The organism is Streptomyces sp. NPDC017056, assembly GCF_044332485.1.
GTDB lineage: Bacteria > Actinomycetota > Actinomycetes > Streptomycetales > Streptomycetaceae > Streptomyces.
Genome location: NZ_JBIRPD010000009.1, coordinates 328,262 through 344,115 on the forward strand (window position 1 = coordinate 328,262; position 15,854 = coordinate 344,115).

10 protein-coding genes are annotated in these 15,854 nt (G+C 73.2%); 7 read left to right on the top strand and 3 right to left on the bottom strand.

Going from position 1 to position 15,854, the window contains the following annotated elements; all coding sequences use genetic code 11:
* Nucleotides 1-91: 91 nt before the first annotated feature.
* The 4 genes from ACH4OW_RS18935 to ACH4OW_RS18950 all read left to right on the top strand — a co-directional run bounded on the left by ACH4OW_RS18935 (nt 92) and on the right by ACH4OW_RS18950 (nt 6,732).
* Nucleotides 92-2,332, top strand: a complete 2,241-nt coding sequence (locus ACH4OW_RS18935; protein ID WP_398029029.1) for an MMPL family transporter — start codon at nt 92-94, stop codon at nt 2,330-2,332.
* 162 nt (nt 2,333-2,494) lie between these two features.
* Nucleotides 2,495-3,112: a hypothetical protein gene (locus tag ACH4OW_RS18940; RefSeq protein ID WP_398029031.1), complete on the top strand. Its 618-nt coding sequence runs from the start codon at nt 2,495-2,497 to the stop codon at nt 3,110-3,112.
* Between the two features lie 245 nt (nt 3,113-3,357).
* Nucleotides 3,358-3,537, top strand: a complete 180-nt coding sequence (locus ACH4OW_RS18945) for a hypothetical protein (RefSeq protein WP_360136557.1) — start codon at nt 3,358-3,360, stop codon at nt 3,535-3,537.
* A gap of 114 nt (nt 3,538-3,651) precedes the next feature.
* Entirely contained in the window at nt 3,652-6,732 is a 3,081-nt protein-coding gene (locus tag ACH4OW_RS18950; RefSeq protein WP_398029033.1) for an AAA family ATPase, read from the top strand.
* 23 nt (nt 6,733-6,755) lie between these two features.
* Here ACH4OW_RS18950 and ACH4OW_RS18955 read toward each other — a convergent pair whose 3' ends face one another.
* The 3 genes from ACH4OW_RS18955 to ACH4OW_RS18965 all read right to left on the bottom strand — a co-directional run bounded on the left by ACH4OW_RS18955 (nt 6,756) and on the right by ACH4OW_RS18965 (nt 9,380).
* Complete coding sequence (locus ACH4OW_RS18955) at nt 6,756-6,938, bottom strand: DUF6191 domain-containing protein (protein ID WP_360136555.1); 183 nt, start codon at nt 6,936-6,938, stop codon at nt 6,756-6,758.
* A gap of 102 nt (nt 6,939-7,040) precedes the next feature.
* Nucleotides 7,041-8,189: a PQQ-dependent sugar dehydrogenase gene (locus ACH4OW_RS18960; protein WP_398029036.1), complete on the bottom strand. Its 1,149-nt coding sequence runs from the start codon at nt 8,187-8,189 to the stop codon at nt 7,041-7,043.
* A gap of 198 nt (nt 8,190-8,387) precedes the next feature.
* Nucleotides 8,388-9,380: an aldo/keto reductase gene (locus ACH4OW_RS18965; protein ID WP_360136553.1), complete on the bottom strand. Its 993-nt coding sequence runs from the start codon at nt 9,378-9,380 to the stop codon at nt 8,388-8,390.
* Nucleotides 9,381-9,467: 87 nt separating this feature from the next.
* On the opposite strand from ACH4OW_RS18965, the gene ACH4OW_RS18970 reads away from it, so the two are divergent.
* The 3 genes from ACH4OW_RS18970 (at nt 9,468) to ACH4OW_RS18980 (ending at nt 15,836) form a co-directional block, all read left to right on the top strand.
* Nucleotides 9,468-10,430, top strand: coding sequence for a 2-hydroxyacid dehydrogenase (locus tag ACH4OW_RS18970; protein WP_360136552.1), 963 nt, complete (start codon nt 9,468-9,470; stop codon nt 10,428-10,430).
* 332 nt (nt 10,431-10,762) lie between these two features.
* Nucleotides 10,763-13,759 (top strand): putative bifunctional diguanylate cyclase/phosphodiesterase, encoded by a 2,997-nt coding sequence (locus ACH4OW_RS18975; protein WP_398029038.1) that lies wholly within the window; start codon nt 10,763-10,765, stop codon nt 13,757-13,759.
* 208 nt (nt 13,760-13,967) lie between these two features.
* The gene (locus tag ACH4OW_RS18980; protein WP_398029040.1) at nt 13,968-15,836 is read left to right on the top strand and encodes an acetolactate synthase large subunit; all 1,869 of its coding nucleotides are present in this window, start codon (nt 13,968-13,970) and stop codon (nt 15,834-15,836) included.
* Nucleotides 15,837-15,854: the final 18 nt, after the last annotated feature.

The following is a 15,854-nucleotide window of genomic DNA, read 5'->3' on the forward strand; positions in this document are numbered from 1 at the left end:
CCCGTTCCCTCCCCCTCCATTACGCGTTCGGCCCCGCGGGTATACCCCGTCAGACATCGGCGCCTGACCCGGGAAGCAGACGAAGAGTTCGATGACCGGACTGACCCGGTGGTGCCTGCGGCGCCGCATCGTCGTGATCGTGCTGTGGCTCGCCGCCCTCGCGGGGACCGCGGCGGCGGCCGGAGCCGCCGGCTCCGCCTACTCCGACCACTACGACGTCCCCGGCACGGAGTCCGGACGGGCCGGGGCCCTGCTGGAGCGGGCGTTCCCTGACCGGTCCGGCGACCGCGACACGATCGTGTGGCACACGGAGTCCGGCACCGTACGCGCCGGCGCCGTGCAGAAGAGCCTCCAGCAGACCCTCGACAAGATCGCCCGGATGCCCGGCGTCGCGTCCGTACAGAGCCCGTACACGCCGCAGGGCGCCGGGCAGGTCAGCCGCGACGGGCACACCGCCTACGCCGGCCTGGACTTCGACGCCCCGGCGGAGGACCTGGACGCGGCCCGGGTGCAGCGCGTCGTGGACGCCGCCAAGGCCGCGGCGGGCGACGGGCTCCAGGTGGAACTGGGCGGCGCGGGCATCGCGGTCACCGAGTCCTCGGGGACGCAGCTCGCCGAGCTGATCGGCCTGGGCGCCGCCGCCGTCGTCCTCTTCCTCGCCTTCGGGTCGCTCGCCGCGACCCTCCTGCCGATCGTCACGGCCGTGGTGGGCGTGGGCACCGCGTCGGCGGGCATCACCCTGCTCGGCCACGCCATGACGGTGGCCGACTTCGCCCCGATGCTGGGCATGCTCATCGGCCTCGGTGTCGGCATCGACTACGCGCTATTCATCGTCACCCGGCACCGCAGAGGGCTGAAATCCGGCCTCACCGTCCAGGAGGCCGCCGAGCGCGCCGTCAGCGTGTCGGGGCGCGCGGTGGTCTTCGCGGGGGCCACCGTCTGCATCGCCCTGCTCGGCATGCTCGTCCTGCGGCTGGGCTTCCTCAACGGCGTCGCCATCGCCGCCTCCCTCACCGTGGTCCTCACCGTCGCCGCGTCCGTCACCCTGCTCCCGGCCCTGCTCGGCGTCATCGGGCAGCGGGCGCTGAGCCGGCGCGAGCGGCGGCAGCTGGCGGCCGACGGGCCCCTGCCCGAGCCGCCCGCCGGCTTCGCGGCGCGCTGGTCGCACTTCGTGGAGCGGCACCCCAAGCTGCTGGGGGCGGCCGCGGCCGTCGTCATGCTGGTCCTCGCGCTGCCCACCCTCTCCCTGCACCTGGGCACCTCCGACCAGGGCAACAACCCCGGCACCAGTACCACCCGGCAGGCGTACGACCTGCTCGGCAAGGGCTTCGGGCCGGGCTCCAACGGGCCGCTGACCCTGGTCGGCGAACTGGACGGGGCCAAGGACCGGCTGGCCTTCGACCGGCTGCCCGCCGAGCTGCGGACCACGCCGGGCGTGGCCGAGGTGCGGGGCCCGGAGTTCGACGGCAGCGGCAGCACGGGCGCCATCACGGTCGTACCGGACGGTTCCCCGCAGTCGCGGCAGACCTCCGACCTGGTGGAACGGCTGCGCGACGAGGTGCTGCCGAAGGCCGCTGAGGGCACCGGCATGCGGGTGCACGTGGGCGGGGTGACCGCTGGTTACGACGACTTCGCCGCCGTCATCGTCGGCAAGCTGCCCCTCTTCGTGGGCGTCGTGATCGGCCTGGGCTCCCTTCTGCTGCTGCTCGCCTTCCGCAGCATCGGGATACCGCTCAAGGCCGCCGCGATGAACATCGCGGCCGTCGCTTCCTCCTTCGGGATCGTGGTGGCGGTCTTCCAGTGGGGGTGGGGGAGCGAGCTGCTCGGGCTCGGCAGCGCGGGCCCGATCGAGCCCTTCCTGCCGGTGATCATGGTGTCGGTGCTCTTCGGGCTCTCCATGGACTATCAGGTCTTCCTGGTCAGCCGGATGTACGAGGAGTGGCAGCGCACCGGCGACAACCGGCGGGCGGTCCGGGTCGGCCTCGCCGAGACCAGCCGGGTCATCAACTCGGCCGCCGTCATCATGATCGCGGTGTTCGGGGCCTTCGTCCTCAGCGGCGACCGCATCATCGCGATGTTCGGCATCGGCCTGGCCGCCGCCGTCGCGCTGGACGCGTTCGTCCTGCGCACGCTGCTCGTGCCGGCCCTGATGCACCTGCTGGGCGGCGCCAACTGGTGGCTGCCGGTGTGGCTGGAGCGGCGGCTGCCGCGCCTGAGCATCGAGCCGCCGGCGGCCCCGGACCCCTCGGAAGGCAACCCTCCGGTTCCGGTCGTGGTTCCGCTTGCCGTTCCGGAGCAGCGCCGGGACGACGAAGGGCTGGTACGGCGCTGACGAGCGGGACTCAGGGCCGGTGCCGGGCGGGGCTCAGGGCCGGCGCAGGCGGAAGTGCCACGCCCGTCGCCGGCGGCACCCGCGTACCCCGCGGAGGCTGATTTCCCACGGGTTACCGGCATTCTCATACGTCTCTCAGACGCGGCACCTACGGTCGCGCCCATGGACACGACCAAGACCGAAGAGCGCACCGACGACACGAAGGCCGACGAGGCCAAGGGGGCCACCGGGACGCCCGAGGCCGCAAAGACGGGCGAGAAGCCGGCGTCCGGGGCCGCGGCGGTCGAGGAGGACGCCCCGGCCGGTACGGACACCGCGGAAGCGGACCCGGAGGAGCCCGGCGAGGGCGCCGAGGACGCGCCGCCCGCCGCGGCGGCCACGAGCGGCTCGGTGGCGGCCGGTGCCGGTGCCGTCGCCGCCGCCGGCCTCGGCCTCGCCTCGCTCTCCGGCACCTGGATGGGCACCGTCCTGGCCGAACGGCAGACGGTGCTCGGCCAGATCAAGCTCCAGACGGGCAAGGCCGCCGACCAGATCGGCGCCGTCTACGGCACCCCCTGGCACACCCACGCCCTCGTCAACGGCGCCTTCGCGCTGCTCGCCGTCGTGGTCGCCGCGCTGGTCCTCACCCGGACCCGCCCGGCCTGGGTGCGGGCCGTGGCCTGGGGCGGTCTCGCCCTCGGCGTCGTCGGGCTCGTCGTCGCCGCCGGCATGTACTTCGACCTGTTCGCGAGCCTGCCCACGCTGCCCAAGACCGGCGGCACCGGAACCCCCGGTTCCTGAAAGGCCCCGGGCTCCCGAGGGCCCGGACCGTCCGCGGGGCCCCGGAATCCGGCGTTCCCTAAGGCCGTACGCGGCCGTCTAAGGGTCCGCCGGTCCGGGGCCCCGCGCGGCTAAGGACCCCGCCCTCCCCAAGATCGGGAACCTGCCCGATGCGGGGCGCCCCCCTGGGCGAGCAGGCTGGAGCACGTCAACAGGACACCGCCACCAGGTGTCACCGTGCCAACGCCGAAACCAGGGAGCACACCATGTTCTACGGGGAACTCGAACTCCGCGTCCGCTACGAGGAACTGCGGCGCCAGGCCGACCGGGAACGGCTGGTCAACGAGGCCCGCAAGGCGCGCCGTGCCCGCCGGGGCCGCTCCGGGACCCACGGCCAGGAAGGGCGGGTGAGCGGCGCGCCCGACCGGTTCACCAAGGCCGCCTGACCGGCGGGCCGGCCGATGCGCCGCCCGACCGCCACGGCTCCCGCGGCCCGGCCGGGGCCACGGGAGCCGTCGCGCGTGACCATGACCACTGCCGCTTTGTCAGACCCTTGTGCGATGCTCAGCGGCGTGGAAACCACGTCCGTCAGTCCGGTGTTCGTCGGCCGCGGCAGTGAGCTGGGCGCACTGCGCGGCGCTCTCGCCCGCATCAAGGAGTCGGGCGAGCCCCAGGCGCTGCTCATCGGCGGTGAGGCGGGGGTCGGCAAGACCCGGCTCATCGAGGAGTTCGCGTGCGCCGCGCGGGCCGACGGCGTCCTGGTCGCGATCGGCGGCTGCATCGAGATCGGCTCCGAGGGCCTGCCGTTCGCCCCGTTCTCCGCGGTCCTGCATCTGCTCAACGCGCAGCTGCCCGAGGAGCTGGCCGCCGCCGTCTCCGGCCAGGAGGGCGAACTGGCCCGCATTCTGCCCGAGCTGGGCGAGCCCGCCCGCGAGGCGCACGACGACGAGCAGGGCCGGGCCCGCCTTTTCGAGCTGACCGCCCGGCTCCTGGAGCGCCTGGCCGCCCGCCGCCCGCTCGCCGTCGTCATCGAGGACCTGCACTGGGCCGACCGCTCCACCCGTGAGCTGTTCTCCTACCTGCTGCGCGCCCTGAACGACGCCGGCATCCTCCTCGTTGCCACCTACCGCTCCGACGACATCCACCGCCGCCACCCGCTGCGCCCCTTCCTGGCCGAGATCGACCGTATGCGTACGATCCGCCGCGTCGAACTGGCCCGTTTCAACCGCTCCGAGGTGCGCACCCAGATCGCCGGCATCACCGGCCGCGACCCCGACGAGGCGCTGGTCGACCGGGTCTTCAAGCGCTCCGAGGGGAATGCCTTCTTCGTGGAGGAGCTGGCCCGCAGCATCGAGGAGGGCTGCCTGACCGGGCTCAGCGACCCGCTGCGCGACCTGCTGCTCGTCCGGGTCGAGGCGCTGCCCGAGGACGCCCAGCGCGTGGTCCGGGTGGCCGCCGAGGGCGGCTCCACGGTCGAACACGAGCTGCTCGCCGCCGTCTGCGGCCTGTCCGAGGACGACCTCATCGAGGCGCTGCGCGCCGCCGTCGGCTCCAACACCCTGGTGCCCGACCGGGACGGCACGGGCTACCGCTTCCGGCACGCCCTGGTCCGCGAGGCCGTCGTCGACGACCTGCTGCCCGGCGAGCGCACCCGCCTCAACCGCCGGTACGGCGAAGCCCTGGAGGCAAACCCCTCGCTCGTCCGCGCCGACACCTGCGCCGCCCGCCTGGCCAGCTACTGGTATCACGCCCACGACCCGGCCAAGGCGCTGCCCGCCGTCCTCGCCGCCTCCGTACAGGCCCGCCACCGCCACGCCCACACGGAGCAACTGCGGCTGCTGGACCGCGCCCTGGAGCTGTGGGACGACGCGCCCAAGGAGGTCCGCCGCGCCGTGCGTCCGGCGGACTACGCCGAGGCGTACCCGGCCTGCGGCTGCGACGACGACGCGCTGCACTTCATGGACCTGCTCGCCGAGATCGCGGTGGCCGCGCGCCTGTCCGGGGACACCGAGCGAGCCCTGACGATCACCAAGCGCGCCCTGCGCGCCCTCGACGCGGACAAGGACCCGCTGCGCACGGCGTGGTTCCTGCTCCAGCGCTCCCGCCTCGTGCAAGGCACCGGCCGCGGAGACGGCTGGGCCGAACTGGACCGCGCCCAGGAGCTGGTGCGCGGCCTGCCGCCGTCCTCGGTGCACGCCGCCGTGCTCGCCCATGCCGCGACCTGGGCGATGCTGCACACCCCCGGCTCCGAGAGCTTTGCCACGGCCGAGCGCGCCGTGGAGCTGGCCCGGCTCGTCGGCGACACGGAGCAGGAGCTGAATTCGCTGGTCACCCTGGCCGGCCTGCGGGTCGATTCGGGGGACGTGGAGGGCGGGCTGGAGCAGCTGCGTGCGGTCCTGGAGCGGGCGGTGGCCCGCGGCTGCTCCTCGGTGGTCGCCCGCGGGCACGTCAACCTCTCCTCGGCACTGGAAGGCGTGGGCCGCTCCACGGAAGCCGTCGAGGTGGCGGACCGGGGTCTCGCGCTCACCGAGCACTACGGCCTCAAAGAGAGCACGAGCTGGGTCAGCGGGAACCGCGCCGAGTCGCTCCAGTCGCTGGGCCGCTGGGAGCAGGCGCGGGAAGCGGCCCTGGACGCCCGCCGCCGCTCGATGAGTGCCCGTTCCCGGGCCCTGGCCACCAACCGTCTCGCGGACCTCGCCTTGAAGGAGGGCGACGTGGACCGCGCGGAACGGAATCTGGCCGTCGCCCGCGAGCACTACGGCGACCACCACCTCCAGCCGCAGCACTCCATCCCCCTCATCCGGTACGCCCTGGAGATCGCCGCCGCCCGGGGCCGCGTCAAGGACGTACGCGACATCCTCCGGCAGGGCCTGGAGACCGGTTTCCCGCCCGGCACCCAGCGGTATGTCTGGCCGCTGCTGTGGGCGGCGGCCACCGCCGAGTCGGAGTTGCGCGGCCTGCCCGCCGCCGAGCCGGAGCGGCCTGCCGCCCTCGCGCGCATCCGGCAGGCCGCGAAGGGCACGCCTGCCGTGTCACCTGTCTGGGCGGCGTACGGCCGCGCCGTCGAGGCCGAGCTGCTGCGCGCCGCCGGCCGTCCGGCGCCGGACGCCTGGGCCGCAGCGGTGGCCGCCTTCGAGCAGGTGGAGCGCCCGTACGAACGTGCCGTGGCCGCCTACCGCTGGGCCGAGGCGCTGCTGCACGACGCCGCCCGGGCGACGGCCGGGCTGAACGGCCGTACGCCGCGCGAGGCCGCCGCGCTGCTGCTCGTCAAGGCCCGCGAGGCGGCCGGCGGGATGGGCGCCCGGTCGCTCGCCGACGGGATCGAACGGCTCGCCCGGCGCGCCCGAATACCGCTGGCGGGGCGGCCGGAGCCGGATGCCGCGCGGTCCACGGAGGAGCGGGCCACCGCGTCACCCGCCGAGGCGTTCGGCCTGACCCCGCGCGAGCGGGACGTCCTGCGGCTGGTCGCGGCGGGGCGCAGCAACCGCCAGATAGCCGACGAGCTGTTCATCTCGCCCAAGACGGCCAGCGTCCACGTCTCCAACATCCTGGCCAAGCTGGGCGTCTCCGGCCGGGGCGAGGCGGGCGCGCTGGCCCACCGGCTGCGCCTGTTCGCCCCGGTGGAGCAGCAGGCAGGGTAGCGCCGGGGCGGCGGCGGCCGTCGTCAGGTGTGCCGCGGCGGCTCCTGGTCCGGCAGGCGGATGGTGACCTTGCCCGAGGACAGGTCTATCGGCCCTTTGCCCGGATCGCTGTCGCCGGTGTCGGTGACCACCAGGGTCAGCCGCCGTCGCTCCTCGTCGGTGTGTTTGCGCCCCGGCGCGAACAACTCCTCCACCAGGTTGAACATCCCGCCCCCTGACGACGTGGCCGGTCCCGTAAGACGAGTGTAGGCACCATCGGACCGGAACGGGCCGCCGGCGACCGGCCCGGTCACCGTACCCCCGCGCCGTCAGCTCACCGCCAGACGCAGAATCCGGTCGTCGCCCTTCTTCGGTTCGCCGCGCCCGTCGGTGTTGCTGGTGACCAGCCACAGCCCGCCGTCCCCTGCCGCCACGACGGTACGCAGCCGCCCGTACTCACCTTGCAGGAACGCCTGCGGCTCGGCCGCCGCCTGCCGCCCGGCGAGCGGGATCCGCCACAGCCGTTCGCCGCGCAGCCCCGCCATCCACACCGAGCCCCGGGCGTACGCGATGCCGCTCGGCGAGGCATCCGCGGTGCCCCACTGCGCGACCGGGTCCGTGAACCGGCCGCCGCCGTTGCCCTTGCCCTCCGCCTCGGGCCAGCCGTAGTTCCTGCCGGGCTCGATCAGGTTCAGCTCGTCCCAGGTGTTCTGGCCGAACTCCGCGGCCCACAGCCGGTTCTCGGCGTCCCAGGCCAGGCCCTGCACGTTGCGGTGCCCGTACGTGTACACCACCGAGCCGGCGTCCGGGTTGCCGTGCACCGGCTCGCCGTCCGGCGTCATCCGCAGGATCTTGCCGCCCAGCGATTTCCTGTCCTGCGCGAGGCCGGTGTCGCCGGTCTCGCCGGTGCCCGCGTAGAGCATCTTGTCCGGGCCGAAGGCGATCCGCCCGCCGTTGTGGATCAGCCCCCTCGGGATGCCCTTCAACACCGTGTCGGGCGCGCCCAGTTGCTTGCCCGGCGGCCTTCTCTCGTCGTAGTTCATCCGGGCGATGCGGTTGTCGGACTCGGTGGTGAAGTACGCGTACACCCAGTGGTCCCGGCCGAACGACGGCGCCACCGCGAGCCCCAGCAGGCCGCCCTCGCCGCCCGGCGCCACCCCCGGCACCGTACCCAGCTCGGTCTTCCTGCCGTCCTTCGCCGCCACCCGGAAGACCTTGCCGGTGTCGCGCGAGGAGACCAGCAGGTCGCCGCCCGGCAGCGGGGCCAGGCCCCACGGGGTCTCCAGGTCGGTGGCGAGGGTGCTCACCACCTTCACCGAGCCCTTGGCGGGCGGTGCCGGGGCGGAGGCGGAGACCTGCGCCTCGCCGGGGGAGGAGAGGACGGGGGACGCGGGGGAGGAGCCGGACGTACCCGGCGGGCCGCCGGTCGAGCATCCCACGGCCAGCAGCAGCGAGGCGGCGGCCAACACAGGGGTCACGAAGCGACGTTGCACGGCGGAGTCCTCTCGTCGACGGGTCCCGCCCACCCCACCACACACCGCCCCGCACGTCAGGACCCCACTCCGGCATCACACGGCCCGGCCGGCCGCGTCACCCCCGCGCACGCGCGTAGAGCCGGGCCGCCACGTCCTGCTCGCCCGTGCCCTTCCGGTCACACCCGCGCCCGCGCGTAAGGTTCAGTCCCAGGAACCCAGCGCCGACGGCAGCGCGGCGATCTCCGCCAGGTCGCGGCGGTCGAGCGTCAGCCTGACCGCCTCGGCGTTCTCCGCGGCCCAACGTTCCTTCTTCGTGCCCGGCACCGGCACCACGTGCGGCCCCTGCGCCAGCACCCACGCCAGCGCCACCTGCCCCGGCGTCGCCCCGTGCCGCGCGCCGACCCGTCGCAGACCGGCCACCACCGGCTGGTTGGCGGCCATCATCTCGGCCGTGAAGCGCGGGTGCCGCGCCCGTATGTCCGCCGGCTCGAAGCCCTGCCCCGGCGTCAGCGTGCCGGTGAGGAAGCCGTTGCCCAGGGGCATCGCGGCGAGGAAACCCACCCCACGGGTGACGCACCACGGCAGCAGTTCCTCCAGGGCCTCCTTCGACCACACGGACAGCTCGGCCTGCACGCTGCTGACGGGGAACACCTGCTGGATGCGTTCCAGTTGCCGCAGGGTCCCGTCGTACAGCCGGGCGCCCCTGCGGCGCCCGGCGCGCGCACCCACCGCGCACAGCCCCAGCGACCGCACCTTCCCGGCCGCCACCAGCTCCGCCATCGCGCCCCAGGTCTCCTCGATCGGCACCTCCGGGTCGGTCCTGTGCAGCTGGTACAGGTCGATGCAGTCGGTCTGCAAGCGGCGCAGGGAGGCGTCACAGGCACGTTTCACGTATCCGGGGCGCCCGTTGGCGACGATGTGCTGCTCGCCCACCAGCAGCCCGACCTTGGTCGACACGAAGGCTTCCGCGCGGCGCTCCTTCAGAGCCCGTCCGACCAGCAGCTCGTTGGTGAACGGCCCGTACATGTCGGCGGTGTCCAGCAGGGTGCAGCCCCGGTCGAGCGCGGTGTGCACGGTGCGCAGCGAGCTCTCGCCGTTGCGCTGCGACTCGGTGTACCCCCAGTTCATCGGCATGCAGCCGAGTCCGATTGCACCCACTTCGAGCGCTGTAGCCCCGATTGTCCTGCGCTCCACGCGGTCGTGCCTCCATCCCCTCGCCCCCGATCAAGGGCCTGACCAAACTAACGTCTGAGCACAGGGGGCATCGCATAGCCTCTGGCCATGGCACCTGCAGACCCGCGTACCGCCGCGAACGACGTATGGCTCCCGCTCCCGCCCGACGACATCGGCGGACTGCCGGACGGCTTCCGCTACGTCCATTGGGACGCCGGGCCCGAGTTCCCCGCCGACCCCGCCCGCTGCGCCTTCTATGTGGTCCCGTACATGAAGAGCCCGGAGGCGTGCATACGACCGCTGCCGGAGATGACGGGGCTGCGCGCCGTACAGACGTTGACCGCGGGCATCGAACACATGCTGCCCGCCTTGCACCGGCTGCCTCCGGGTACCCACCTGTGCAACGCCCGCGGCCTCCACGACGCCAGCACGGCCGAGCTGGCGCTCACCCTGACGCTCGCCTCGCTGCGCGGCATCCCGGACTTCGTCCGGGGGCAGGACGCCGAGCGGTGGCTGCCGGGGTTCCAGCCGGCGCTGGCCGACAAGTCGGTGCTCATCGTGGGTTACGGCTCGATCGGCAGTGCGATCGAGGACCGGCTCACGCCTTTCGAGTGTGCGCGGGTGGCGCGCATTGCGCGCACCGCCCGTGAGACCGTGCGCGGGCCCGTGCTTCCGCTCGCCGAACTTCCCGCCGAACTGCCCCGCGCGGACGTCGTGATCATCGCCACGCCGCTCACCGACGCCACCCGTGGCCTGGTCGGAGCGGACTTCCTGGCGCGCATGAAGGACGGAGCGCTGCTGGTGAACGTCGCGCGCGGCGCCGTCGTCGACACCAAGGCGCTGCTCGCGGAGCTGGAATCCGGGCGGCTGCGGGCGGCCCTGGACGTCACCGATCCGGAACCGCTGCCCGCCGGGCACCCGTTGTGGCACGCTCCCGGCGTGCTCGTCACTCCACACGTCGGCGGCCCCAGCTCTGCGTTCTGGCCCCGTGCGAGGCGCCTCGTAAGGGATCAGCTGGCGCGGTTCGCCACCGGGGAGCCCTTGTGCAACGTCGTGGCTACGGCCGGGTGAAACCTTCCCCGACCCCTTGCGGGTAGCTCTACGGGGCCGTACGACTGCACTGGGTATCCGCATCCCACTGACAGTCACGCTGCGTACAGACGCTATGTCCCTGAGTGACGAACCTGGTGTATCGTCCGAGCGGGGGCCGCGCCGGCAGTGATGCGGCGCAGCGCGAAAGACCGGAACCGAGGGGGGCGACGGGCGATGTACGGCCAATGGACCAATCGCGAGACAGGCTTTCCGCGATCTCCCGGGGGGACACCTCCGGGGCCCTGGGCGCTTCGGGCGCCTCGCGCGCAGCGGCCACCACGATGTCGCACGGCAGACGGGAGGAGAGGGCGGTGAGCGCCACCGGCGCGGTCCTCACCCGGCCGCCGGTGCAGACCGGCGGGGCCCCGGGCGTGCTGCCGCAGGTCGTGCTCGCGGTCGTCTGCGGCGGCTACGCCATCGGTGCCGCGCTCGGCTGGGGTTCACCCGAACTGGCGCTTTTCATGGGCGATTTCGGCCTGAGCCTGGCCGCCTTCGCCGCCGCCGTCTCCTGCTTCCTGTACGCCCGCAGGCACCACGGCCGCTTTCGACCCGCCTGGCTGCTGTTCGCCGCGTCCTCCGCGATGGCGGGGATCGGCAACGGCGTCTGGGGCTGGTACGAGGTCGTGCTGCGCGCGCCGGTGCCGAGCCCGTCGCTCGCCGACTTCTGCTTCCTGCTGTTCGCGCCACCGGCCATCGTCGGCCTGCTCGTGCTCGCCAAGAGGCCCGTGACCAAGGCCGGCTGGGTGTGCCTCGGGCTCGACGCCTGGCTGATCGGCGGCTCGCTGCTCACGCTCTCCTGGAGCCTGGCGCTCGCGCACACCGCGCACTTCCAGGGCCAGAGCGTGCCGCAGGGCGCGCTCGCGCTGGCCTATCCGCTGCTGGACATCGTGCTGGTGAGCATGGTGCTCGCGCTGCACTTCAAGCGCTCCTCCGCGCACCGCTCGGCCATCAACACCGCCATCGCGGCGCTGGCCCTGACCGTGCTGTGCGACGCGCTGTTCAGCTCGCCGCTGCTGCGCGAGCACTACCGCTCGGGGCAGATCCTGGACGCCGGCTGGTTCGCCGGCTCGATGCTGCTCACGTACGCGCCCTGGGTCGCCCGGCGGCTGAACGGCGGCGACGTCGCGGACGACGAGGGCAAGCGCGCCGCGCACCGTCCGCCGCAGGTCCCGGGCACCCGGCCCATCGCGGGCTCGCTCGCCGCGCTCACGCCGTACCTGGCCGCCGCCGTCTGCACCCTCGGCATCCTGTACAACGTCCTGGACGGGCGCCGCATCGACCGCGTGGTGCTCTTCACCGGCTGCACCGTCGTCCTCGCCCTGGTCGTGCGCCAAGGCATCATGCTGCTCGACAACATCACCCTTACGCAGGAACTGGCGCAGAAGGAGAACCACTTCCGGTCACTGGTACAGGGCTCCAGCGACGTCATCATGATCGCCGCGCCGACCGGGATACTGCGCTACGTCAGCCCCGCCGCGGCGGGCGTATACGGCCGGAACGCGGAGGAACTGGTCGGCTCCGAGCTGGCCTCCCTCATCCATCCGGAGGACTTGGGGCGCGTGGTGCACGAGGTGCGCAGATTCCTCGCCGCCCGGCCCGAGGACGAGCCGACCACGCGCATCGAGTGCCGGTTCCGCGCGGGCGGCCGCCGCTCGGGCGTCGAGAAGTGGCTCAACGTCGAGTCCACGGTCAACCGCCACCACGGCGGCCTCATCTTCAACTCCCGCGACGTCACCGAACGCGTCCGCCTCCAGGCCCAGCTCCAGCACAACGCCTCGCACGACGCGCTCACCGACCTGCCCAACCGGGCGCTGTTCACCGAACGGGTCAGCCAGGCCCTGACCGGCCGCCGCGCCAGCGATCCGGGCACCGCCGTGCTCTACATCGACCTGGACGGCTTCAAGCAGGTCAACGACACCATCGGGCACCAGGCCGGCGACGAGCTGCTGGTGCAGGCCGCCCGCAGACTGGCCGAATCCGTACGGGCGGGGGACACCGCCGCGCGGCTCGGCGGCGACGAGTTCGCCGCGCTCATCATGGGCGACGGCACCCGCGACCACGCCGCACGCGAACACCGCATCCACGAGATCGCCGACCGGCTGCGCATCCGCCTCTCCGACCCGTACAAGATCGACGGCAGAGACGTGCGCGTCGCCGCCAGCATCGGCGTGGCCTTCGCCGAGCCCGGCATCACCCCCGGCCCCCTGATGCGCAACGCGGACCTGGCGATGTACCGCGCCAAGCAGGCCGGAAAGGGGTGCGTCAAGCTGTACGCCCCCCAGATGCAGGACGACGTGGTGCGCCGGGCCGAGCTGGCCACCAAGCTGCGCACCGCCCTGCACGACGGCGAGTTCGCGCTGCTGCACCAGCCCGTGGTCGAGCTGGCCGGCGGCCGGATCACGGCGGTCGCCGCGCTGGCCCGCTGGCGCTCCGCACAGGGCATACTCTTCACCCCCGCCGAGTTCCTGCGGGTCGGCGACCGCGGCCGCCTCAAGGAGGACGGCGACCGCACCGCGGAGCTGGGCCGCTGGCAGCTGGAGGAGGCGGTGCAGCAGGCCGCCGGCCGGCACCGGGCGGGCCACCCGGTCCCGGTGGCCGTCCGGATCTCCGCCCACCGGCTGCTGGACCGCGCGCTGCCGCCGAAGAGCATCGAGGCGCTGCTGTCCCGGCACGGCCTGCCGTCCGGCTCGCTGGTCCTGGAGCTGTCGGACACCGATCCGCGTATACCGCTGGAGGAGCTGGAGCGGCGGTTGGTCGCCCTGCGCCGGCTGGGGGTGCGGATCGCCCTGGACGGCTTCGGGAGCGGCGCGGCCGCCATAGGCGCCCTGCGCCGGCTGCCCGTCGACGTCCTGCGGCTCGACCGTGACCTGGTCGACGGGGTGGTGGAGTCCGCCCGCCTCCACAAGATCACTTCGGGGCTGCTGCGGATCGCCTCCGACCTGGGCATGCAGTCCGTGGCGGACGGCGTCGACCTGCCCGAGCAGATCGTCGCGCTGCGCTCCATGGGCTGTACGCACGGCCAGGGCATGGCCTTCTCCGGGCCGCTGGACGAGCACCGGCTGCGCCGCGCGCTGGCGCAGGGGGTCTATCCGGTACCGGGCCCGGGGAGCGAGGGCCGCGCCGTGGTGCTGAGTGGTACCGGCCTGCCCGTACGCCACGTCAAGAAGGGGCGGGAGCCGGTGTCACCCGGACGGACGCTGGGCGAGCTGCCCAGGCGGTTCGGTCCCGGCGAGGTCAGGGACGGGGCCGAACCGGTCACGCATCCGCCCCTGCGCCCAAATAGTGAGACCTCCGTCCCACCCACTTGACACTCGGCTGGCCCCGGGGGGAGGGTCAGTTCCATGCGCACCCGAATTCTCGTACTTGGAAAGCGCGTCGGCTGAAGCTGGGTCACCCACGAAACCCAGCGCTCCGCACCGGCGCGCTCCCCTCGCTTGCCTCACGGCACGAGGGGTTTTTTGTTGCATAACCACTCCCATACCCCGCCAAAACCCTCAGCTTCGAGAAGAGACGCAGATGACCGAGCAGGCCACCGGGGCCCACCATCCGCAGCCGCGGGCCCGCAACTCCGGCGGAGCGCACGCGACCACCGCCGTCGAGCACGTCACGGGCGCGCAGTCCCTCATCCGTTCGCTCGAAGAAGTCGGGGCCGACACCGTGTTCGGCATCCCGGGTGGCGCCATCCTCCCCGCGTACGACCCGATGATGGACTCCTCGAAGGTCCGCCACGTCCTGGTCCGCCACGAGCAGGGCGCCGGCCACGCCGCCACCGGCTACGCCCAGGCCACCGGCAAGGTCGGCGTCTGCATGGCCACCTCGGGCCCCGGCGCCACCAACCTCGTCACCCCGATCGCCGACGCCCACATGGACTCCGTCCCGATGGTCGCGATCACCGGCCAGGTCGCCTCCAAGGCGATCGGCACGGACGCCTTCCAGGAGGCGGACATCTGCGGCATCACCATGCCGATCACCAAGCACAACTTCCTGGTCACCGACCCCGCCGAGATCCCCCGCACCATCGCCGAGGCGTTCCACATCGCCTCCACGGGCCGCCCGGGGCCGGTCCTGGTGGACATCGCCAAGGACGCCCTCCAGGCGCAGACCACCTTCGTCTGGCCGCCGCACACCGACCTGCCCGGCTACCGCCCGGTGACCAAGCCGCACGCCAAGCAGATCCGCGAGGCCGCCCGCCTGATCACCGAGGCCCGGCGCCCGGTCCTCTACGTCGGCGGCGGCGTCATGAAGGCCGGCGCCACCGCCGAACTCAAGGTGCTGGCCGAGCTGACCGGCGCGCCCGTCACCACCACTCTGATGGCCCTGGGGTCCTTCCCCGACACCCATCCGCAGCACGTGGGCATGCCGGGCATGCACGGCGCGGTCGCCGCCGTCACGGCGCTGCAGAAGTCCGACCTGATCGTCGCGCTCGGCGCCCGCTTCGACGACCGCGTCACCGGCAAGCTGGACTCCTTCGCCCCGTACGCGAAGATCGTGCACGCCGACATCGACCCGGCCGAGATCGGCAAGAACCGCACCGCCGACGTGCCGATCGTGGGCGACGCGCGCGAGGTCATCGCCGACCTGGTCGTCGCCCTCCAGGCCGAGCACGCGGCCGGCCACACCGGCGACTACACCGCCTGGTGGAAGGACCTCAACCGCTGGCGCGAGACCTATCCGCTCGGCTACGACCACCCCGACGACGGCAGCCTGGCCCCGCAGCAGGTCATCCAGCGCCTGGGCGAGCTGGCCCCGGAAGGCACGATCTACGCGGCCGGCGTCGGCCAGCACCAGATGTGGGCCGCCCACTTCATCGACTACGACCGGCCCGCCACCTGGCTGAACTCCGGCGGCGCCGGGACGATGGGGTACGCCGTCCCGGCCGCCATGGGCGCCAAGGCCGGGCAGCCGGACCGTACGGTCTGGGCGATCGACGGCGACGGCTGCTTCCAGATGACCAACCAGGAACTGGTCACCTGCGCGCTGAACAACATCCCGATCAAGGTCGCGATCATCAACAACGGCGCGCTGGGCATGGTCCGCCAGTGGCAGGCGCTCTTCTACAACCAGCGGTACTCGAACACGGTCCTGCACCGCGGCCCCGAGGACTGTCTGGCGACCGCGGACGTCTCCGGCGGCGGCACCCGCGTCCCGGACTTCGTCAAGCTGGCCGAGGCGATGGGGTGCGTGGCGATGCGCTGCGAGGACCCGGCCGAGCTGGACGCGGTGATCGCCAAGGCGAACGCGATCAACGACCGCCCGGTCGTGGTGGACTTCATCGTCCACGAGGACGCCCAGGTCTGGCCGATGGTCGCGGCCGGCACCTCCAACGACGAGGTCATGGCGGCCCGCGGGGTGCGCCCCGACTTCGGCGACAGCACGGACGACTGAGACCCCGGGACGCGCGAG